16 protein-coding genes and 1 tRNA gene are annotated in these 20,955 nt (G+C 72.6%); 6 read left to right on the plus strand and 11 right to left on the minus strand.

The features are described from left to right. Window positions 1-83 precede the first annotated feature (83 nt). The gene (locus AC2TDM_RS14035; RefSeq protein WP_484635042.1) at window positions 84-893 is read right to left on the minus strand and encodes a hypothetical protein; all 810 of its coding nucleotides are present in this window, start codon (window positions 891-893) and stop codon (window positions 84-86) included. A 343-nt stretch (window positions 894-1,236) separates the two neighbouring features. Further along, complete coding sequence (locus AC2TDM_RS14040; protein WP_484635043.1) at window positions 1,237-2,826, minus strand: alpha/beta hydrolase domain-containing protein; 1,590 nt, start codon at window positions 2,824-2,826, stop codon at window positions 1,237-1,239. Window positions 2,827-3,384: 558 nt separating this feature from the next. On the opposite strand from AC2TDM_RS14040, the gene AC2TDM_RS14045 reads away from it, so the two are divergent. Further along, the gene (locus AC2TDM_RS14045) at window positions 3,385-3,696 is read left to right on the plus strand and encodes a hypothetical protein (RefSeq protein WP_484635044.1); all 312 of its coding nucleotides are present in this window, start codon (window positions 3,385-3,387) and stop codon (window positions 3,694-3,696) included. Between the two features lie 48 nt (window positions 3,697-3,744). Here the strand turns inward: AC2TDM_RS14045 and AC2TDM_RS14050 are convergent, their stop codons facing one another. The 4 genes from AC2TDM_RS14050 to AC2TDM_RS14065 form a co-directional block, all read right to left on the minus strand. Beyond that, on the minus strand, window positions 3,745-5,334 hold the full coding sequence (locus AC2TDM_RS14050) for a hypothetical protein (RefSeq protein WP_484635045.1): 1,590 nt from the start codon (window positions 5,332-5,334) through the stop codon (window positions 3,745-3,747). Between the two features lie 363 nt (window positions 5,335-5,697). Beyond that, a tRNA-Arg gene (locus tag AC2TDM_RS14055) sits at window positions 5,698-5,770 on the minus strand. A 65-nt stretch (window positions 5,771-5,835) separates the two neighbouring features. Then, window positions 5,836-7,047 (minus strand): LacI family DNA-binding transcriptional regulator, encoded by a 1,212-nt coding sequence (locus tag AC2TDM_RS14060; protein ID WP_484635046.1) that lies wholly within the window; start codon window positions 7,045-7,047, stop codon window positions 5,836-5,838. Between the two features lie 121 nt (window positions 7,048-7,168). Further along, complete coding sequence (locus tag AC2TDM_RS14065) at window positions 7,169-7,996, minus strand: NAD(P)H-binding protein (protein ID WP_484635047.1); 828 nt, start codon at window positions 7,994-7,996, stop codon at window positions 7,169-7,171. A 488-nt stretch (window positions 7,997-8,484) separates the two neighbouring features. On the opposite strand from AC2TDM_RS14065, the gene AC2TDM_RS14070 reads away from it, so the two are divergent. Next, window positions 8,485-9,120, plus strand: coding sequence for a hypothetical protein (locus tag AC2TDM_RS14070; RefSeq protein ID WP_484635048.1), 636 nt, complete (start codon window positions 8,485-8,487; stop codon window positions 9,118-9,120). Here AC2TDM_RS14070 and AC2TDM_RS14075 read toward each other — a convergent pair. Then, window positions 9,058-10,050 (minus strand): IS481 family transposase, encoded by a 993-nt coding sequence (locus tag AC2TDM_RS14075; RefSeq protein ID WP_484635049.1) that lies wholly within the window; start codon window positions 10,048-10,050, stop codon window positions 9,058-9,060. The two genes, AC2TDM_RS14070 and AC2TDM_RS14075, sit on opposite strands and share 63 nt — an antisense overlap. Between AC2TDM_RS14075 and AC2TDM_RS14080 the strand changes: the two genes are divergently transcribed. Both AC2TDM_RS14080 and AC2TDM_RS14085 read left to right on the plus strand, forming a co-directional pair. Then, the gene (locus AC2TDM_RS14080; RefSeq protein WP_484635050.1) at window positions 10,042-13,107 is read left to right on the plus strand and encodes an Ig-like domain-containing protein; all 3,066 of its coding nucleotides are present in this window, start codon (window positions 10,042-10,044) and stop codon (window positions 13,105-13,107) included. The genes AC2TDM_RS14075 and AC2TDM_RS14080 overlap by 9 nt on opposite strands. A 383-nt stretch (window positions 13,108-13,490) precedes the next feature. Continuing rightward, entirely contained in the window at window positions 13,491-15,191 is a 1,701-nt protein-coding gene (locus AC2TDM_RS14085) for an HNH endonuclease signature motif containing protein (RefSeq protein ID WP_484635051.1), read from the plus strand. A 293-nt stretch (window positions 15,192-15,484) separates the two neighbouring features. On the opposite strand, the gene AC2TDM_RS14090 is transcribed toward AC2TDM_RS14085, so the two are convergent. After that, window positions 15,485-17,140, minus strand: a complete 1,656-nt coding sequence (locus AC2TDM_RS14090; RefSeq protein WP_484635052.1) for a molybdopterin-dependent oxidoreductase — start codon at window positions 17,138-17,140, stop codon at window positions 15,485-15,487. A gap of 203 nt (window positions 17,141-17,343) precedes the next feature. Beyond that, window positions 17,344-17,805, minus strand: a complete 462-nt coding sequence (locus tag AC2TDM_RS14095; RefSeq protein ID WP_484635053.1) for a hypothetical protein — start codon at window positions 17,803-17,805, stop codon at window positions 17,344-17,346. Window positions 17,806-17,973: 168 nt separating this feature from the next. On the opposite strand from AC2TDM_RS14095, the gene AC2TDM_RS14100 reads away from it, so the two are divergent. Beyond that, window positions 17,974-18,897, plus strand: coding sequence for a hypothetical protein (locus AC2TDM_RS14100; protein ID WP_484635054.1), 924 nt, complete (start codon window positions 17,974-17,976; stop codon window positions 18,895-18,897). 11 nt (window positions 18,898-18,908) lie between these two features. Here the strand turns inward: AC2TDM_RS14100 and AC2TDM_RS14105 are convergent, their stop codons facing one another. Then, complete coding sequence (locus AC2TDM_RS14105) at window positions 18,909-19,373, minus strand: hypothetical protein (protein WP_484635055.1); 465 nt, start codon at window positions 19,371-19,373, stop codon at window positions 18,909-18,911. Between the two features lie 192 nt (window positions 19,374-19,565). On the opposite strand from AC2TDM_RS14105, the gene AC2TDM_RS14110 reads away from it, so the two are divergent. Next, window positions 19,566-20,231 (plus strand): hypothetical protein, encoded by a 666-nt coding sequence (locus AC2TDM_RS14110; protein ID WP_484635056.1) that lies wholly within the window; start codon window positions 19,566-19,568, stop codon window positions 20,229-20,231. Between the two features lie 79 nt (window positions 20,232-20,310). Here the strand turns inward: AC2TDM_RS14110 and AC2TDM_RS14115 are convergent, their stop codons facing one another. Continuing rightward, window positions 20,311-20,955: a TetR/AcrR family transcriptional regulator gene (locus AC2TDM_RS14115; protein WP_484635057.1), complete on the minus strand. Its 645-nt coding sequence runs from the start codon at window positions 20,953-20,955 to the stop codon at window positions 20,311-20,313.

Genomic DNA, 20,955 nt, shown 5'->3' on the forward strand with positions numbered 1-20,955 from the left:
ACGGCCCTGCGCGCCCTCTGAGGGAGCGCGGGGCCGTCGGTCGCCGATGGCAACGGTCAAGCGACGAGGACGTCCGGTGCGACCTACTTGTGGGTCTTGCCGTTCGAGGCGAAGTAGCTCACGCAATCGCCCTGGTTGATGAACATGTCCGCGGGGAAGTTGGTCGCCCAACCGCCGTTGGTGCAATCGGCCTTCGAGAACACACGCGGCGCGAAGTCGTAGGTGGTGCCGTTCACCTCGAGCGTGTCGACGGCCGTGACCAGCCCGGGGTTGTACGAGCCGAGGTTGAGCCCGAGGCTGCCCTTGAAGCCCTTCGCCGTCTCGGGGGTCAGCGGGGCGTTACCGATGATCGCCTTCACCTGGTTCCAGGTGCAGCCCGCGGACGCTCCGCACCCGCCCGCGCCGGTGTTGATCCACCACGTGCTGCTGCCACCGGCGATGGCGTCCCACGTCTGCCAGGTGTTGGTCCGCACGGCGTCGTTGCCCTTGTCGAGGTACGGCTCGTACACCAGGTAGGTGTCGCCCGAGGCGTTGCCGTCGGTGTCCACCACCAGGTTCAGCGCCACGCTCCCCGCGACGAAGCCGGTGCTGGAGCCGTCGCGCCACGTGGTGTAGCTCAGCGACGTGATGTCGTTGAGCGTCCTGCCGTCGTAGATGCTGGTGAAGGTCTGCACCTTGGCGGCGTTCGTCTCGTCGGTGACCATCTGCAGGGCGGAGCGACCGCCGACCGCGGTGAACGCCCTCGTCCCGCCCAGGCGGGTGTCCGCGCTGTGCCAGTCGACGCCGAGGTTGGACTCGTTGACGACCACGGTGCCGGCCGCGACCGCAGGTCCGGCGACCAGCGTCACGGCGAGCGCGCCGACGAGGGAAAGGATGGACAGACGCTTGCGCATGTGGGCCCCCGGGGAATCATTCGTCAGGCCGGGAACCGGTCGCTCGCACCTCGACAGTGAGGTACTCGCCGGGTCTCCGTCGACCTTGCGCTGCTGCGCACCCCCACCGTCTCACGGGCCGCAGAGGCAACGCCAGTATTTCCTCATCACTCGCTGATTCTGTCTGTCGAAAAGGACGGGGTTCAGGACCGCGGCTCCGGCGAACGACGAGATCACAGGCGCCACCGACCGGACCGTCCGGCTGACGGTGGCGAAGGAGCGCTTGGTCGACTGAAGAGGCAGCCTGAGCGCAAAGGGGGCCGGCGTGTCGCCGGCCCCCTTCGTGCGCCCGAGGTGGCGCTGATCAGCGGCGGATCTCCACTCGCGTCGCCTGCTTCGTCAGCCACTGGGCGTCGTCCTTCGTCAGCCACCGGTCCTTCACCAGCTCGGTGATGCTGGCCCGGACCTCGCTGACGTAGCCGCCCTTGTTCCCGTACAGGTCGCGCAACTGCGCGGCGCTGAAGGGCACCTCGTAGCCGGCGATCCGGCAGAACGACGCCCCCGTCGCGGTGCCGAACCACGTGCTCGTCGGCACGTCGAGGTACGGCGAGCGCAGCCCGCCCTGGACGTTGCCGAACTCGTCGAGCACCGGCGCACCGTCCCGCACGAGGATCGGCTCGGCCCGCGGCGGCGCGATCCCCTCGCGGACCCACAGGTCGAGGTTGCGCAGCGCGGCGTCGAAGAAGATCGCGCTCGGGAAGCGGCTGCGTTCGCCCTCGTTGCACCGCAGCGGCGGGACGGGCTGCCCGGCGGCCAGGATGTCGTCCGGCTCGGCGGAGTAGTACAGCTCGTCGGGCGTTGCGTGCCCCGCACCGGCCATCTCGTAGTGGCGGTACTGGTCGCCCGGCTCGTCGCTGTCCGCCCGACGAGACCCGATGCCCGCCAAGTAGTCCGATTGGGACATCATGCGGATCACCGGCACGCCGACGTCCGCGATCTGCCGCCGCGGATCGGTCGGCGCGGGCGCCGGCTCGCACTGGTTGAGCGGGTAGGCGCCCGCGAAGGCGCCGCCGGCCACCGCGACGAGGTAGGCGTCGTACACCGGCGCCCCGTCGGTGGCGACCACGCGCGGGTGGATGGCATTGATGTAGTCGACGAGGTAGCCGCCGGTCTGCGAGTAGCCGAAGCCGTAGGCGTGCTCGACCTGGCTCGTCGTCGATCGGTAGCGCAGCGGGTTGCTCGCGTCGTCGCTTTTCAGCCACGTCCCGACCTGGCTGTAGATGTCCCAGGCGAGGCCGCGCTCGGTGGTGCGGGTGTCCGGGGCGACGACGGCGCAGTTGGCGGGGTCGTCGAGCGGGAGCGGGTTGGCGAAGGACAGCGCGGCGTACCGCTGCGGGTCGAACCGCTGCAGCGCCTCGACCGAGACGGGCTTGGCCGTGATGCCGACCCAGGCGTCGCCGTTGGCGATCATCTGCCGGTGCGCCACGGCCCAGCCGATGTTGAGATCGAACAGGTTGGACGGGTTCAGCATCTCGACGACGACGTTGCCGCTGAAGTGCTGGCCCTTGGCGGGACGCCGGACCAGCGCGCGCGTGGTGTACGGCGCGTCGGGTGTGCGCACCTGCGCCGGCCCCTCGGCCGGCCACGTGTAGACGTTGGCCGTGCCGCTGACGAGGAACTCCTCCTCGACGTACCCGTCGCGAGACAGATCCTGCGGGACGAGCTGGTGCTCGGCGGCGCCGAATGGATACGACGTCGCGGTGCGCGGCAGCAGGCTCACCTGCGGCACGGGCGTCGCATCGATGCCGTCTGCTACCGCGGCGGCCGCCGCCAGCCCGGGTGCGGCCGCGGGCGCCGGACGCGCCGCCGCGGCCGGCAGCGCGGCCAGGCCCAGGCCTGCCAGCGCGAGCGGCAGCACCGTCGCCGCACCGATCAGGCGGGTGGATCTCCTCATGCGTTCCTCCTCAACCGACCACCTCGTCGGTCTCTCCGCAGGCGCGGACGCCTGCCAAGGCCCGCGCCCAGAGGACGGGCACCCGGCGAACCGGGCGGAGCACTGCTCGGACACAGCGCACGACGAGCCGAGGCCCAGGTTGTGCAGGGGGCGCTGGTACCGGCAACCCGGCTGCACGAACGTGCGCGGACGTCTCACGCGACTCCGACGTGCGGCCGACGATTCCCGGGCCGCGGTTGCGCACGTCCAGCCGACGAGCACCACGACGAGTAGCGAAACCACCAGCAGGGCTGTGCCCGTCCCCCGGCACCAAACCGCCGTCGACACCCATCGCGCCGGTGCGCGGAGCGCATCTTGGCCGCGGTGCAAAGCCCTTGACCGACCATCAGGAGGTCACCTGCGCCGCCAACCTCAGTCCAGCAAGCGCGCCCTATCTCTCGAGGCGCCAAGTTGTTACAGTCTGCGCCCACGTACAACCGCGGTTCGCGGACGACTAGGAGCCCTGCTAGTCCGGGGCATACCCTGCGCCAATACAACAGCACAACTGAGGGGGAGCCCATGGAACAGCAGCCCCAATCGTTCGAACTCTTCAGCACACCAGTAGTGCTGGGCGGCTTCGTGAACGCATTGACGGCAGACCCCGATTCGACGACGGGTTTGCAGCCGCCACCTTTGATCCTTGTCAACATTGGGCATCGCACCTTTGCCGAAGCCGCGGAAAAGGGCTTCGCGTTTCCTATCGAGGAACTCGAGACGTTCTCCGCGGTGATCGTCGATCCGGGACTCGCCCGAAAGTGGGCGAAGGATCTCCTCGATGCAGCATCTCGTCTTGAGGGCATGATGCGCGAGTACCGGGCAAAGCACGGGTGACTTTCACAACAAGGTGCTCCGGCGGCTAGGGACGGACCGATCGACGGTTCAGTTGCGCCGCAACAGACCGGTCACCCCGGCGAGGAGCAGCGCGCTCAGCGCCCAGCCCGCCGTCTTTGCAACAATCACGAACATAGACGCCGCGCGGGTACTCGGCACCCAAGTCTGAGATATTGCTCCGTCTGCACCTGGCACGATCGACTGCATCGCGAACAGGATCGGGTCGAAATCGGGGTCTGCCGAGGATTGCTCCACAAGAGATCCGCCATCTATACCGCTAAAGTCGCTAGCCGCCCGCTCCGGCTGCCTAAACTGGTCCGCCTCGACAACCCCGAAGAAGGTCAGGGCCGCAATAGTGAGGGCCAGCCATAAAGCTGCAAGCATAGGGCGATGTCCGTGGCCCACAACCCCGCCGTACAGAAGCCTGATCGGACGCGAAATTATCGGCGCCAAGCGAGTGGTCCGCCTGGCTGCCGACACGCGCAAGCTGGTCGCCTTCTCAGGATGGCCGTTCTTGTCATAGATCGCCGCGAATGTCTCCCACTCCTCCGGCGAGAACGATGCACGAGGCGTCTTATCCAGAATTTCGCGTGCAAAGGCATGGTTGTCTCGAAGTGGACCTTCAAAATTCTCAACCTTCAGCAAAGACAAGAATATTGGGCCCCTGAGGCTCGTCTCTTCATCGACGAGCAACGTAGTAATTTCAGCTCGGTCAAGAACGACTCCACCGGCAATCGCGGCGTTGATCAACTGCAACTGATCAATCGAGGCGCCGTGCAAAAAGAGTGAAGGATCGTCGCCTGGATTTTCCAGGGTACAATCCTTCAGTACGAGTTGACCGTCTACTGTTGCAGCAGAGCCGCGAATTCGGCCCTGGACCGTGGCGCCTGTCAGGTGTAGCGCCTCTACGCGAGCGTGGTCAAGGCCGAGAGCCACCCTACCTGGATTGTTCAAGCGGCAACTCTTGAGAATTACTTGGCCCTTCACTTCAGTGCCGGAAGCATGAATCTCGCCTTCAAATGAGGCCGAAGGGGCGTAAAGGCGGCCCAAGATCGCGCGATCCAAAACGAGTGCAGGTGCTCCTGCGCTATGAAGGCGAGCGTTCGAGAGATCAAGGTCGACGGTGACGGTTGCCGCGAAGAGTTGGACTCTTCCCGCGAAGCGCGACGCCTTGGCACTCAGACTCGCACACTCGATCCCGTCCAAAATCAGCGCTGGCACTGAGTCCGGACAAGAAATCTGAGCGCCGTCCAAGACTATAGGTCCCGCCACCGCCGCATGGCTGGCGACGACCTGTCCCGTCATAATTGCTTCTCGCATGTCGAGCACCGAGCACGACAAGTGTGCGAAGTCGAGAGACTGAAGGTCCCCAGTTATCGCCGCTCGAGTCAAATCCACCTTTCCGGCGATCTTGCAATAGCGCAGACTCAGCGTTCGGCTTGTTTGCACCGCGGGAGCGAGAAATGACGCCGCCCTCGCATGATCGGCTCGGATTATTGATCCGCCGCCTGTACGCGTTGCCTGGAAGTCGGCACCGGCTAGCACTATGTCGCCCGCCACGGCGCAGTGGGAGACGTCAAAGGGGGCCTCTTGAGACATAGTGGAATTGCTGAAATCAAGACTTTCGTCGATAATCATATGCTTGCCAACGAAGCCACCGTGCAACTCGCAGTGAACTGCCCGGACGGAAGTTGCATGAAGGCCGCTAGCGTTCACTGTCGCTTCGAAGCGAATGTGATCGAATTCGAGGTGTCCAGTTCGTAGGCCAGCTAATCGCAGTTGCCCATGTACGGCCGCGTTGGCTATGCGTATGGCATCATGGGGCTCACCTGAAGCATTTCGTAGGGCGGCAACGATTGCCGTTGCTGGTATCGGTCCAGAGAGAGACGGGTGCGTCGCCGTTCCGTCAAAGACTTCCCCGGCTTCGAACGAGCGACTCAGTGTCGAAACCCAAGCATCGAGCAACCTAGGCCGCCTCCCCTCGCGCGAGAACAAGAACGGTGCGCCTGGGCAGATTCGAACTGCCGACACCCGCTTTAGGAGAGCGGTGCTCTATCCCCTGAGCTACAGGCGCGTAGCACCGGCACGGACGTGTCGTCCCTGCCGGCAGGACGTCGTCAGCCTAGCGGGGACAACCGCTTAGCCAGTGCGGGCCGGGACGCGCGCGATGGGCGGCGCCGTGTCGACCCGCATCGACGAGTCGCGGACCACCAGCGAGGGGACCAGTTGCACGCGCTGGACCGCCCGCTCGGCGCCCTGGTTCAGGCGCTCCAGCAGCAGGTCGACCGCACGGCGGCCCAGATCGCCGCGGGGTGGGTGGACCGCCGTGAGGGCCGGGGTCGCCGACGCCGCGACCTCGTCGTCGTAGGACACCAGCGCCAGGTCCGCCGGGACCGCCAGGCCGAGCGACCGACACGCCGCCAGCACCGCGAGCGCGCCCCAGTCCGACTGCACGAGCATCGCCGTGCACCCCAGCCCGCGCAGGCGCCGCAGCTCCTCCTCCAGCGGCGGCCACACCGAGTCAGGCGCGCTGATGGACGCCGCGTGCTCCTTCGGGTCGACAGGCAGGCGCAGAGCGCGAGTCGCGTCGCGCCAGCCGCGCAGCACCGGGAGGCTCGTCGGTGAGCGGTGGCTGACCAGGACGCCGATGGTGCGGTGGCCCTGGGCGGCCAGGTGGCGGACGGCGATGTCGGCGCCGAGGGCGTGGTCCGTGACCACCCAGCCGAGGCGGTGGCTGCCCGTGGCGGCCGGCGGGCGGCGCTCCATGAGGACCGTGGGTACCGGCAGGCTCTCCAGCCAGTGCGCCAGCCGCGCGCCCATCGGCCCGTCCGACGTCGGCGCCACCAGCAGCCCGTCGACCCCGCCGTGCAGCAGCCGCGAGATCTGGCTGCGGTCGTCCTCGCCCCCGTCGTACGACGAGCCGCGCAGCACGATCCGCACGCCCCGCTCCTCCGCGGCCGCCCGCGCCCCGGCGACGACGTCCGGCCAGTAGTACTCCAGCGACGGCACGACCATGCCGACCGTGCGCGTGCCGGCCTCGGCGCCCGACGACGAGCCCGCCGCCGCCAGGCCCGCCAGCTCCGGCAGGGTCGCGCCGCCGTGGACGCGGACCACCCGCCCGGCGGCCGCGAGCGCGGCGATGTCCCGGCGGACCGTCAGCTCGGCGACGCCGAACGTGCGCGCGATCGCGCTGACCCGGACGGCGCCGGTGCGGCGCAGCTCCGTCATGAGCCGTTCGCGGCGCTGGGCGGCCAGCGGTGCGGCGGCGGCGGCACCGGCGTCCGCGACCGCCGCGGCGGGGGCTCCGGAGATCCCGGCCCGTGGTGCCCGCTGCTCCAGTACGCGCGCCACCGTCAGCCTCCTCGTCGTCGAGCCTGCCCTGCCGCTCGCAGCGTAGGACCGTCGCGCTGCTGCGAGCAGCGACGGGCCGCGTGGTGACGGTCGTCGCCGGGTTCGGCAGGAGCCGGATTCGTCAGGACGGCTCGGCGCGGTGGTGCTGGATCCAGGTGTCGAGGTCCCGGGCGGGCACGCCGGTCAGGCGAGCGACCTCCGCGGTGACGTCGATGTCGACGTTGTGCCGCACCACGTCCGCGAACTGCGCGGCCAGCCCTGCCGCGGTGAAGTCGTCCTGACCGCCGGCCCGCACCGCCGCGCGGTAGACGGGACGCGGCAGGAACACGGCCCGCACGCGTCGATGCAGTGCGCGGGTCAGCCGCTCGGCGACCTGTCCGTACGACAGGCTCTCCGGGCCGGTCACGAAGTAGGTCGCGCGGTCGTGCGCGTCCGGTCCGTGCCGCAGGACGGCGGCGGCCACGGCGGCCACGTCGCGCGCGTCGACCCAGGACACCGCGCCGTGGCCGGCCTTGTGCGGCAGCAGGCCGCGGCGGATCGTCGGCGTCTGCCGGGCGATGTTCTGCATGAAGGCCGAGGGCCGCAGCACCGTCCAGGGCAGCTCGGTCGCGGCCAGCAGGTGGTCGGCGTGCGCGTGGGCGCGCGCCCACGGCACCGGCGAGCGCAGGTGGGAGTCGCTGGCGGAGATGCGGACGACGTGCTGCAGCCGCGCGCGGGACGCGAGGTCGATGAGCGCGCGGTCCAGGTCGAGCGCCGCCGCCACCTCCTCGCGCCGGTCGAGGTGTGCGAGCACCGGTGTCGCACCGGCGGCGGCGAGGGCCCCGGCCTGGCCGGAAGCCCGGTGCAGCGCGTGCACGTCCTCGCCGGCGGCGACCAGCAGGCGCACCACCTCGCCACCGACGTCGCCGGTGGCACCGACGACCAGCACAGGACCCGTAGGACTCGTCATGCGCGGCAGCCTGCCCGGGGGCGCGCGGCGCGACCTGGGCACGGGCTCAAGGCAGTGTCAGGTCGATGCTGTCCTCGGTCCGCGCCGCCACCACGTTGCCGACGGAACTCGTCGGGGACGTGCTGCAAGGACCGGCGACGATTCGACACAAGCACGACGAGCAGGTGCCGGGTGCCGCCGCGGACAGGCGGCGCACCGGGCGGCCGGGGTCCCGGTGGCGGTGGACGCGTTGGAGGGCGCGGTCGTCGCCCAGGGACCACCAGCGGCCGACGCCGTGCTCCTGCCCGGACCGGGGCGACGTCTGCAGGGGCGGCGTCGCCCCGGCCCGGGACCACTCCCCCGAGGATCGCCCGGCGAGGACCGTGTGCGGTTCTGTTCGGGTCGCTGGACCTGGACACGCCCTGTGCCTTGACTGGACCGGTCCGGGCCACCGCCGACCCGGCGGGCGTCACCACGACGCCGTCTCCCGACGACGAGAGGCGCCAGCCGTGCCCCCCACCTCCCACCGGTCCCCGACCGCCCGCCGCCGCCAGGCCGCCCTCGCCGCCGCCGTGGCCGCCACGGTCGGCGCGGGCCTCGTGCCCGGCGGGCCTGCGACGGCCGCCGACCCCTCGTCGGGCAGCGCCACTGCGGCCGCCGAGACCCGCGCCGTCACGCTGCGCCCGAACCCCGCCTACCAGGGCGAGCCGTTCCAGGGCTGGGGCACCAGCCTCGTGTGGTTCGCCAACGCCACCGGCGACTACCCCGCCGACGTGCGGCAGGACCTGTACGAGAAGGTCTTCGGGCCCGACGGGCTCAACCTCAACATCGCGCGCTACAACGTCGGCGGCGGCAACGCCTCCGACGTCGCGCCGTACCTCAACGACGGCAGCGCGGTGGAGGGCTGGTGGCAGCCGGTCACGGAGGCCACCGCCGACACCCCCGCCCTGTCGAACCTCTACGGCCCCGACGGCCGGCCCAGCATCGCGCAGAAGCTCGCGTTCCTCGAGCAGTGGGACCCCGAGGACCCCGCGTCGTACGACCTGACCGCCGACGCCACCCAGCGCTGGTGGGTCGACGAGCTAGCTGTACTGCCCAGGCAGGTTGGTCAACCTGGTGATCGGTGGGACCTTGCCGATCGCTGAGTGGGGCCGGTGGTGGTTGTACTGGTGGAGCCATCCTGGCAGGGCGGCGCGGCGGGCGGTCTCGGACTTGTAGTGCCGGGCGAAGGCCCAGCCGGCGGCCATGGTGCGGTGGAACCGTTCGATCTTGCCGTTGGTCTGCGGCCGGTACGGACGCGTCATCTTCACGGTGATCGCGAGCTCGGCGCAGGCGTCGCGCCATGCGTGGGACTTGTAGGCCGACCCGTTGTCGGAGAGCACCCGCTCGACGCGCACGCCGCGGGCGGCGAACCAGACCACCGCCCGGCGCAGCACACCCACGGCGGTGGCCGCGGTCTCGTCGTCGTGGATCTCGGCGTAGGCCACCCGGGAGTGGTCGTCGATGACCGTGTGAACGAACGCGGTGCCCATCTTGGGGTCGCGGTGCGCATTCTTCGGCTTCCCCGCAGTGGCAGCGCGGTGCCGCTTGCCCTGCTGGCGCCCGACGAAGCGCCACCCGCCGCCGTCGGGGATGTTGCCGAGCTTCTTGACGTCCACGTGCAGCATCGCCCCGGGGCGTTCGTGCTCGTAGCGGCGGATCGGCTCGCCGGTGCGGATGTCGACGTGCGAGAGCCGGTTCAGCCGGCACCGCACCAGCACCGCGTGCACGGTCGAGGCCGCCATGCCCACCCGGGCGCCGATCTCGATCGGTGACAGTCGCTTCTTCCACCGCAGGTGCACCACCCGGCGGACTTGGTGCGGCGGGGTCCGATTCGCGACCCGGTACGGGCGGCTCGAGCGGTCGCTCATGCCCTCGGCCCCGGCCTGCCGGTACCGGTCAGCCCACCTCTTGGCGGTCGGCCAGGACACGTCGTACCGGCGGGCGGCCACCGCGACCGGCCAATCCTCCTCGACGATCAGACGCGCCAACCGCAGACGCGCACGCGGAGTCAGAGCAGCGTTAGCGTGGGACACGAAGACCTCCTGGTCGTGGTGCGGAACGTCAGCAGCTCCACTCCACGACCGGAGGTCTTCGTCGTCCACGACCGCTACCGCGTGTCGTCACACCCGCTCAACCAACCTGCCTGGGCAGTACAGCTAGCCCGCCGCGACCAGATCACACACTGGGAGACGTTCTCCAACTCCCCGCCGTGGTTCATGACGCGCAGCGGCTACGTCTCCGGCGCGATCCGCCCGACGAACGGCAATCCCGGCGAGAACCTGATGCCCGAGGCGGAGGAGAAGTTCGCCGCGTACATGAAGCACGTGACGCAGTACCTGGAGGATGCGCACGGCATCGAGGTCAGCACGGTCGACCCGTTCAACGAGCCGAACACCACCTACTGGGGCACGGACATCGACCCCGCTACCGGCCGTCCGCCGACGACGTACACGCAGAAGCAGGAGGGCGCGATCATCGCGCCCCCCGCGCAGAACCGGCTCATCCAGGACCTCGCGGCGCAGCTCGCGCAGGAGGGAACGACGACGGACGCCGTCATCTCCGCCATGGACGAGACGAACCCCGGCCTGTTCATGACGAACTGGAACGCGTGGACCGACGAATCGCGCGCCACCGTCGGCCAGCTCAACGTGCACACCTACGGCACGAACGACCGCCGCCGCGTCCGCGACCTGGCCAAGTCCACCGGCCTGCCGTTGTGGATGAGCGAGGTCGAGGGGTCGTGGAGCGGCAACGTCGCGCTCGGCGATTCCCCCGGCGGCTGGGATCGCAGCAACATCGCCAACGGCCTGGGCATGGCCGGGCGCATCATCGACGACCTGCGCGAATTGGAACCCGGCGCGTGGGTGTTCTGGCAGCCCGTCGAGGACGCCTACAAGATGGAGAACGGGAACGGCGGCTGGGGGTCGATCTACATCGACTTCGACTGCAACTACCCCGGGCGTGAGGGTCTTTCCAACCGGCGGCTCAATGACGGGGATTCGCCCGACGAGGCGCGCTGCAAGGTCCTCACGAACCAGAAGTACAACACCGTCCGCAACTTCACCCACTACATCCGCCCCGGCGACCGGCTGGTGCCGACGGACGACACCAAGACGGTCACCGCGCTGCGGGCCGACGGCACCGGCGCGACGCTCGTGCACTACAACGACACCGCGACGGCCGAGACGGTAACGCTGGACCTGTCGCTCTTCGGCGACGTCGCTCCGGGCGCCACGGTGACCCCGGTGGTGACGACGAAGTCGCCGATCGAGGACGTCGAGCGCAACGCCCTCGTCGAGGGCACGCCCGTCGCGGTCGACGCCGCCACGCGGACCGCCACGCTGGCCGTGCCGGCCGGGTCCGTGGTGACGTTCCTCGTCGACGGGGTCACCGGCGTGGCCGAGGGCGCGCGCCCCGTGGTCGACGGCGGTGAGTACCTGCTGCGCGGCGACGCCTCGCGGCGGTTCCTCACGGCCGGTCCGGACGGCGCGCTGACGATCGAGGACCTGCGGGTCGACGCCGCGGGCTCCGGCGCGCCGGTCGCCGGGCAGCGCTGGACGGCGCACGCGGTGCCGGGTCCGGACGCGGGCGCGGACGCGGGCGCCGGTCAGAACGGGCATGCGCAGGCCTACGTGCTGCGGGACGGCGACGGGCGGGCGCTTGTCGGCGCCGGTGGCGTGGCCGCGCGCGGGCAGGGAGGCACGGTCACGGCGACGGCCCTGTCCGTCGACGAGGCCCTCGCCGACCCCGCCGCCCACTGGTTCCTCACCACCGAGGACGGCGTCCGCTGGCGCTGGGTGAACCGCGTCGCGGCGGTGTCGCTGGACGTGTCCTCGGCGCGGACCGCCGTCGGCTCCCCCGTCGCGCTGTGGTCCTCTAACGGGGCGACGAACCAGGTGTTCGCGCCGCTGCCGTCCGACGCGTTCGACGTCGTCGGCGTCGAGCCGCAGGAGGTCAGCACGCTCCGCAACCAGCCGGCCGTGCTGCCGACGACGGCGACCCTGCGGTACCGGATCGGCGAGACCGCGCAGGCGCCCGTGACCTGGCCGGCCGTCGACCCGGCGGTGTGGAAGAAGAACGGCACGCACACGCTGACCGGCTCGGGCACCGACCCCTTCGGCCGCCCGTACACCGGCGCGCCGCTGACCCTCGTCGTCGGGAAGATCACCGCCGCCGATCCCGTGTCCGTCACCGTGCCCGCGGGCACCACGGCCGCGGAGGTGCGGGCGCTGGCGCCGGCCGTCGTCCCCGTGCAGGTGGCGACGAGCACGCACCGGCTGACGCGTGCGGTGAGCTGGGACCTCGCGGGCCTCACCGACGCGGCGCTGGCGCAGCCCGGGACCGTCACGGTGACCGGGACCGTCACGACGCCGAACGACCCGGTGCCCGCGCGGCTGAGCGTGGTCGTCGTGAGGCAGGCGACGTCGTCGCACCTGTGCCGGGACCTGGCGGGCGCGTCGGTGACGGCGTCCTTCACCGAGGGCGGCTACGCGACGACGAGCACCTGCGACGGCAGCGCCGGCACGTCCTGGTCGAACTGGGTCAGCGCGGGCCGCACGGCCGACACGCTCACCTACGAGCTGGGCCAGCCGGCGGTGGTCAGCCGCGTCGCGGTGACGTTCGCGGAGAAGGCGCCCGTCACCGCGGCGGTCCGCTACCGGGACGCGGCCGGCCAGTGGGTGGCGGTGGGCACCCCGACGACGAACCCGGCGCTCGGCACGCCGCTGACCGTGGCGCTGCCGTCGGTGCGGACCACGGCGATCCAGGTCCAGCTGACCATGGCGCGCTCGTACACGAAGGTCGCGGAGGTGGCCATCACCGGCGCCGTCCCGGCGGCGTCGTCGGAGGCCGGTCTGGGCCGGCTGCTCGTCGACGGCAAGGACGTGGCGTCCTTCTCCCCGACGACGAGGACCTACACCGTCGACGCGCCGCCGTCCCGCACCCCCGTCGTCGCCGCCGTCCCGCTCGACGAGGACGCCACCGTCGTCGTCGAGCAGGCCACGGCAGCCAACGCCCGCACGGCGACGGTCACGGTCACGGCCCCCGACGGCACCACCCAGCGCTCCACGGTGACCTTCCGCTCGAGCTGACGCCGACCCCGTGGTGCCGGCCGGTCGCAGCGGCCGGCCCCACGGCACTCCCGATGGCCGGGCCGCTCCACCACCGCCCGGTCCGGGGCGCCCCGGCCCTCATCGCGCCCGCCGGGCCGCCTCGCCACCGCATAGCCCACCGCTACACCGCCCGCTCCGACTGCGGCTCTCTGAGCCTGATTCATGCGGCTCTCTGAGCCTGATTCACCGGTCCGATCTGCCGGCCACCCCTTCGCCGGTCCACGTCCCTACGCCCGTCTCACTCGTCAGGGCTGCGTGTCAGTGGTCGATGGTGGGATGGGCCCGTGGCCGATCGAGGTAAATCTGCGCAGGTGGGACGCGCGCAGCGAGCGAGCTCGTCGCACCGTGCGACGACGCAGCAGGTGCCGTCGTTCGCCGAGCAGCTCGCCGCGACCGACGCCTCGCGGTCGGAAGGCCAGCCGTGGTGGACCTCGCCGCTGCATCCCGCGGTCCTGGAGCTGCCGGCCGGTCGGGCGTGGCCGGCGTTGCCCGACGAGGCACCCGGCGCGCGGGAGGTGTCCGTGCAGGACGTGCTCTCCCTCCTGCCCGGCCGCGCCCACACCACGGGCACGGGCGGGTCCCGGGCCGTCCTGGGGCCGGAGGTCCCGGCCGCGCTGCTGCAGCTGGGTGTGCCCGTAGAGGTGGTCAAGCGTGTGCCTGGTGCGCGGGCGCGCCTGGAGGCGCAGGCCGAGTCGGTGCTGACCGCGCTGGAGAACGTCGAGCGGATGTGGCGCTCGGTGTCCGCCGCCCGGGCCGAGCTGATCGCGCAGGCCTTCGCCTGGCAGATGCTGCAGGGCCGCCTGGTCGAGGGGTCCCTGGCCGACGACGGCATGATGCACCGGCGCATCGCGCTGACCGAGATCGCCGGGGTCCTGGGCGTGTCCGAGCAGGGCGTGGCCGGGCTGGTCCCCGACGCGGTGGCCATGACGTTCGACCGCCCGATCCTGGCCGCCGCCGCCCACGAGGGCACCCTGTCGCAGGCGCACGTGCAGGTCCTGCTCGAGCACACCAGGGACCTGCCCCCGGCAGCCCAGCAGGACGCCGACCGGGCCCTGGTCCCCCGTGCTGCCGGGACCAACCGGGCCCGGTTCGGCGCCGCGGTACGACGCTGGCGCGAACGGCACCACCCCCGCCCGATCCAGGAACGCCACGAGCAGGCCCGCGCCAACCGGCACGTGCAGCTGTGCCCGGCCCCCGACGGCATGGCCTGGCTGAGCGCGTACCTGCCCGCGATCCAGGCCCACACCATCTACACCGGCCTGGACACCGCCGCCCGCGCCATCGCCGGCCCCGCCGCCAGGCGCGAGGCCTCCACCCTGGACCAGCTGCGCGCCGACGCCCTCGTCGACCGCCTCCTGTCACGCGTACCCGCCCAGCCCGACCCCGACGAGGACACCCCGTCCGCCACGGGCGTGCCGCGGTTCCCCTGGCCGCAGGTGCAGGTCCAGGTCGTGCTCACCGTGCCCGCCGCCACCGCCCTGGGCGGGTCCGCGCCCGGCCACCTGGCCGGGTACGGCGACCTCGACCCCGTCACCACCCGCCAGCTCCTGGCCGGCGCGACCTGCTTCACCCGCGTCCTGACCGACCCCGTCACCGGCGACGTGCGCGCCGTGGACGGCACGTCCTACCGGCCCCCGGCCGCCCTGCGACGGTTCCTGCAGACCCGCGACGGCACCTGCCGCTTCCCCGGCTGCGGACGCCTCGTCACCGGGTGCGACAACGACCACGTCCAGGACTGGGCCCGCCGCGGCCCCACCACCGCCGGCAACCTGCTGCACCTGTGCCGCCACCACCACCGCCTCAAGCACCTCGGCGGCTGGTCAGCCACCCTGCACCCCGACGGCCGCGCCACCTGGCACTCACCCCGAGCACGCACCTACACCACCGAACCAGCCTGGACACCACCACCCAACAAACCGGACACCACGAGCAGCACCCGGACGGCCGGATCAGACTTCCGGGACGGGGAGACGTCGGCGGACGGACCAGACGCGCTCGCACCCCTGCCGGGACGGGGCCTGCCCTCGTCCCGGCCCGGGCCGGACGACCCACCGCCCTTCTGACCAGCGCCGCCGCCGGGCCGCCGCGCCCGAGCGACGCCGCGCCATGCGGTCGTCATGACCAACCAGGTCGTCGGGACGCCCACGTTGCGTCAGCCGCGCCGTCGGCAAGCGGCGCGCTGATGAGGCACGCCGTCGGCATGCGGCGCGCTGATCAGGCACGCCGTCGGCATGCGGCGCGCTGATCAGGCACGCCGTCGGCATGCGGCGCGCTGATCAGCCATGCCGTCGTCATGCCGGCGCTCATCAGCCATGCCGTCGTCAAGGCAGCGTCCCGTCCGCGCGGGCCTTGCTGGCTACTCCACCGTCACCGAGACGGAGTGGTGGCCCGTCGACCCGTCCGGGACGGTGTCGACGCGGTCCGCCGTCTGGACCTCGCCGGTGCCGTCCGTCGCGCGGACCGTGAGCTGGTGCGTGCCCGGGGTGGCGTCCCAGACGAAGGACCACTGGCGCCAGGTGTCGACGTTCGCCTCGTCGGCCAGGGTCGCGGGCTGCCAGTCGCCGCCGTCCACCTTCACCTCGACGGCCGTGATGCCGCGCTGCTGCGCCCACGCCGTGCCGCCGACGGCGACCTGGCCGGCCGGGAGGCGGGCGAACGACCCCGGGACCTCGATGCGCGACGCCGTCTTGATCGGTGCCTTCTCCGACCAGCCGCGGTCCGTCCAGTACGCGCGGGCGTCGGCGTAGCGGGTGACCTCGAGGTCGACGACCCACTTCGTCGCCGAGACGAACCCGTACAGCCCGGGCACGACCATGCGCACGGGGTAGCCGTGGACGGCGGGGAGCGGCTCGTCGTTCATGCCGATCGCCAGGAGCGCGTCGCGGTCGTCGGTCAGCGCCTCCAGCGGGGTCGAGGCGGTGAAGCCGTCGATGCTCGTCGACAGCACCATGTCCGCGTCGCCGGTCGGCCGGGCGCGGGCCAGGAGCTCCCGCACCGGCAGGCCGAGCCACTTGGCGTTGCCCGCCAGGTCGCCGCCGACGACGTTCGACACGCAGGTCAGCGTCACCCAGGACTCGACGAGGTCCGCGTCGAGCAGGTCCTGGTAGGTGATCTCGACCTCCTCCTCGACCATCCCGTGCACCCGCAGGCTCCACGTCGCGGCGTCCACCTGCGGGATGTCCAGCGCCGTGTCGATCCGGTAGAAGCCGTCGTTGGGCGTCACGAAGGGCTCGGCGCCCTCGACGCCGGACTCCACCCCGGCGGGCAGTGCCGGCGCGCGTCGCGCGGGGGTCGGCAGCCGCAGGGCCCGACGAGCCGCCTCGACGCTCTGCGTCGCCTGGCTCAGCAGCTGCGCCCCGGCACCGGCCGCGGCGGCGAAGGCGGCCGTGAGCAGCGCCGTCGCCAGGAAGGTCCGGCGGGTCGAGCCGGTGCCGGCGGGCTGGGCCGTCATCGAGCCGTCCGTCGTGGCGTGCTCCTCGTCGGCGCCGTGCACGGCGCGCTCGTCCTGTCCCGTGAGCGGGCGGGGGCGGTCGGCAGCCGCCACACGGCGCTCATCCCGACCGCCAGGCAGCCGGGACAGCAGGAGACGCAGGGCGACGAGCCCGACGAGGCCGCCCACGAGGCTCGGGGCCACTGCGAAGGTGCCGGCGTTCGCGCGGGTGGCTCCCGCGGCCGCCCCCACGGCCGCCAGGACCACGACGACGGCGCCGCCGAGCCAGAAGCGCCGCCGCGCGAGCACCCCCGCGACGGCGGCCGCCACCGCGATGACCCCGCCCATGCCGATGAGCAGGACCAGCTTGTCGTTGGTCCCGAACGTCTCGATCGCGAAGTCCTTGAGCGCCGGCGGCGTCGCGTCGATGAACGCGCCACCGACGGCGACGAGCGGCGCCGCCCGGGGCGCGACGAGCACGGCGACGAGCTGCGCCACCGCGAGGGTCGTCGCCGCGGCCAGGACCCCCGACAGCGCCGCCCCCGCCCAGGAGCGGCGCCGCGGCTGACTCGTGGCGGTCACCGCCGACGCCCCTGGGGACGTCCGTCGCCGAGGACGGTGTCGGCGGTGCTGCTCGAGCCGACGAGAGCGGGGTGGTGCGTGCCCATCAGGACTCCATTCCGGGCGGGCGCCCCCGGCTCGCGCCGGGGTGCTGCTGACACCGGAGGTTCGGACCTGGGCACCGCCCGGACGGGTCGGCGATGAGCGCCAGCCGGCCAGGTCGCCTAGCCCGGGTCGGTCGCGAGGCCCGCCCACTCCCGGAGACGGGGCACGAGCACGGACGGCGGCTGGTCGAGATCCTTCAGCGCGAGCGTCGCGTCAGCGCTCTCGACGAGCGTCGCGTGGGACCACGTGAGCCTGCCGACGACGTCCCCGCGCACGTCCGTGACGTCCTCGCGCCGGACGACGAGCGGCCGCCGCCACCGCTTCTCCAGCCGCACCTCGTCGTCGGTCAGCCGCAGCACGGCCGGCGGTGCCCCGAGCTGGGCCGCGCCCGTCACGACCGCGCCCAGGCCGCACACGACGACGAGGAGCCAGCGCAGCGCCCCACCCTCCGCGAGCGCCTGCAGCAACCACGACGCGGTCTGCACCACGAAGATCACCACCAGCCACCACAGCCGGGGCGCGCGCGGCCTCGTCGCGAGCACCTCGCTCGCCTGCGCCGTGCCCCTCGCACCCCAGCCCATGCCGCCGATCCTCCCCCGGGTGGCTCCCACCTCTCGTCGAAGTGCCGGTTTCGGACGCGGGGCGAACGCTCAGGGCGACCCGGACCGGCATCTCGGCGGGGGGCGGTGCAAGGATCGGGGGCGCCGGGACAGAGACGGTGCGACGGGGCTCGATCGAGGAGGTGCGTCGTGCGGGTGCTGAGGGCGACGTCGTCGGTGGCGGCGCTCGTCGTGCTGGGGCCGCTCGTCGTCGGGTGCGCGGGCCGGGCGGGGTCGTCGCCCACCCCGCTGGCCACCGCGTCCGGCACCGGACCCGCCATCGCCGCGGCGTGCACGGGCGGCGCCCCGGTGCGGCAGACGGTGGACTTCGGTTCCGAGCCCGTGGTGGAGGACCTCTCGCCGGAGGGTCTCGCCGCCGCCGCGGCCCAGGACCTGGCCGTCGGCGAGGTCCAGCGGCTCGGCGGCGACCGGATCGGTGCGTTCTGGCTCGACGGCGACCCACCGAAGACCCTCGTCGTCGACCTCACCGTCGGGCCGCCGGTGCCGGAGCTCGAGGTCTACGCCGCGACGGCGCCGGTCCCCGTCGAGGTGCGCTACACCGCCGCCCTGTCGCGCGAGGAGCTGGCGACCGCGGCGGACCTGGCACGCGACGCCGTCGCGGGCGATCCGCAGGTCGCGGGCTCCTCGAACGACGAGGTGAACAACCGCGTCGTCTTCTTCGTCCCCGCGGGCGAGGACGGCGGCCGCACCACATGCACCCGCCTCGCCGCGGCCCTGGACCCCCTGGGCGTGCCCTACGCCTTCGACGTCTTCGACGGGCCCGACGAGAGCACGGTGCGCGGGCCGGTCCGGTTCTCCCCCGCGAACCCCTTCACCGCGGCCGGTTCCACCGAGATCCACGTGCACCCCTCCTCGTGCAACGGCGAGCCCGAGGTGACGCGGCTCGAGGAGAACCACGACGAGGTGCGCCTCGAGATCACCTCGACCACGGCGGCGCCGGGCTGGGGCAGCGACGAGTGCCTCGACGGCCTCGCCGTGACGCTGCAGGAGCCGCTGGGCGACCGCGCGCTCGTCGACCTGTCGTCCGGCGAGACCGTGCACGCCGCTCGCTGAGCGCAGGAGGATCAGACGGCGGGCGGGCGGTCCGTGTCGGCGGGGATCAGCGCGAGGGCCCCGGCGAGGAGACCAGCCAGGACGCCACCGCGGGTGTGGGCCCAGGCGACGCCGGCCGCCGCCCGGCGCTCGCCGCGGCGGTACATCCAGCGCTCCCCCGCGACGGTCAGGGCGACGGACCCGCCCAGCAGCAGGGCCGCGGCGCCGGCGCCCGCCGCCTTGCGGGAGGCCGGCACCTCCGCCAGGAGCTGGGCCGGCGTGCGGCTCTCCTCGCGCTCCCACCGCTCACGGGCGGCGGCACGCCCGCGGCGGAATTCGGGGATCGACGACGCCGTGAGGAGCGCCGCGATGCCGGCCTTCGTCAAACCGCGGGCCGTGCGTGAGCGGATGAGGTCGGGGGTGGCGTAGTAGGCGGTCGTCGCGACGCCCGTGAGCAGGGCGATCGCGACACGGGCGGGCGTGGGTGCTGCCGTCATGCCCCCACCCTGCCCAGGACACCCCGCCCAGGAGCAGCTGGCAGCGCCGTCCCGACGACCTGCTGCCGGCCCCCGCTCCCTGCGCCTCCGGCTCTGACCGCGTCGACATGCTCGCCACAGGTCCGGCCCAGGGACGGCCCGCACGGTGGGGGCTCGCTCGAGACCGCTCGAGCCCGACACCGAGGGACCGACATGAAGATCACGCGCACCATCGCCGCCGCCGGCGTCGCCGGCCTGCTGGGGCTCACCGGAGTCGTCGTCGCCGTGGCCCCCGCCGTGGCGGCGACCGACACCGCCACGGACAGCGGCCTCGGCGGCCGCGTCGCCGCCATCACCGAGGCCCTGGCCGGGCTCGTCACCGACGGCACGCTGACCCAGGACCAGGCCGACGCCGTGGCCACGACCCTGGAGGACTCCGACGCGCTCCGAGGGCCCGGCGGTCCCGGCGGTCACGGGCACGGGGGCGTAGACCTGGCGGCCGCCGCCACCGCGCTCGGGATGACCGAGGACGAGCTGCGCACCGCGCTGCAGGCCGATGGCACGACCCTGGCGGACGTCGCCGCGGCGCAGGGGGTGGAGACCTCGACCCTGGTCGACGCCCTCGTCGCCGCGCAGACGGAGCGCCTGGAGACCGCCGTCACCGACGGGCGCCTCACGCAGGAGGAGGCCGACGAGCGCATCGCCGCGCTGCCCGAGCGCGTCGCCGCCCTCGTCGAGGAGGAGCTGCGTCCGGGTGCCGGGCGCGGTCCTCGCGGCGAGCGTCCCGGCGACGGCGGCACGACTGACGACAGCACGACCGACGACGCCACGACCGACGACAGCACGACCGACGACGGCACGACCGCCGACGCCGCCTGACGCCGGGCGGCGCCGTCAGGCCCGGGTCACCGGTGCCGGCCGCCGGGGCGAGCCGAGAAGGCGTGCTCGTTCCGGCAGCTCAGCGCTGGTCGCCCTCGCCGACCACGGCCCGGACGGCGGCGAGCGTGACCGTGCGGTCGACCGGGTCCTCGTCGAGGGCGCGGTGCAGGGACATGCCCTCGATGAGGGCGTCGAGCCGGCGGGTGATGCGCGGGTCGAAGTGGCGCTCGAGCTCGCGGCGGCTGCGGGCCATCCACGCGGTCGTCAGTGCGCGGTACCGCGGGTCGCGGGCCGCGAGCGCGTAGAGCTCGTAGGACAGGACGTTGCCGCGCGTGCTCGTCGGGCCGCCGTCGGAGAGCTCGTGGATGAGGTCGACGACCGCCTCCACCGCCTCCTCGTGGTCGCGAGCCGCCCCCAGCCGCGCCTCGAAGCGCGCGGCCACCGTGTCCGCCAGGCGCGTGAACGCCTCGTGCAGCAGCTCGTCCATGCTGGCGAAGTGGTAGGTCATCGAGCCCAGGGGCACGTCCGCGCGTGCGGCGATCTTGCGGTGGGAGACGCCCGCGACGCCCACCTCGGCGACGAGGTCGAGCGTCGTGGCGAGGATGCGCTCGCGGCGGTCCGGGTCGGTGCGCCGGGTGCGCGCCGTGCCCGTCGCCGGGGCGCCCGGGGCGTGCGCCAGGTCGATCGGGACCTTGTCCGCGGCGGCCACGTCAGAGGCGGCCAC

This window comes from Cellulomonas sp. plas2 (genome assembly GCF_057221735.1).

What these genes read in the sequence shown, in the direction of transcription:
- AC2TDM_RS14035 (WP_484635042.1), bottom strand. Translation starts at nt 893, where the DNA reads ATGCGCAAGCGTCTGTCCATCCTTTCCCTCGTCGGCGCGCTCGCCGTG.
- AC2TDM_RS14040 (WP_484635043.1), bottom strand. Translation starts at nt 2,826, where the DNA reads ATGAGGAGATCCACCCGCCTGATCGGTGCGGCGACGGTGCTGCCGCTC.
- AC2TDM_RS14045 (WP_484635044.1), top strand. Translation starts at nt 3,385, where the DNA reads ATGGAACAGCAGCCCCAATCGTTCGAACTCTTCAGCACACCAGTAGTG.
- AC2TDM_RS14050 (WP_484635045.1), bottom strand. Translation starts at nt 5,334, where the DNA reads ATGATTATCGACGAAAGTCTTGATTTCAGCAATTCCACTATGTCTCAA.
- AC2TDM_RS14065 (WP_484635047.1), bottom strand. Translation starts at nt 7,996, where the DNA reads ATGACGAGTCCTACGGGTCCTGTGCTGGTCGTCGGTGCCACCGGCGAC.
- AC2TDM_RS14095 (WP_484635053.1), bottom strand. Translation starts at nt 17,805, where the DNA reads ATGGGCTGGGGTGCGAGGGGCACGGCGCAGGCGAGCGAGGTGCTCGCG.
- AC2TDM_RS14105 (WP_484635055.1), bottom strand. Translation starts at nt 19,373, where the DNA reads ATGACGGCAGCACCCACGCCCGCCCGTGTCGCGATCGCCCTGCTCACG.
- AC2TDM_RS14110 (WP_484635056.1), top strand. Translation starts at nt 19,566, where the DNA reads ATGAAGATCACGCGCACCATCGCCGCCGCCGGCGTCGCCGGCCTGCTG.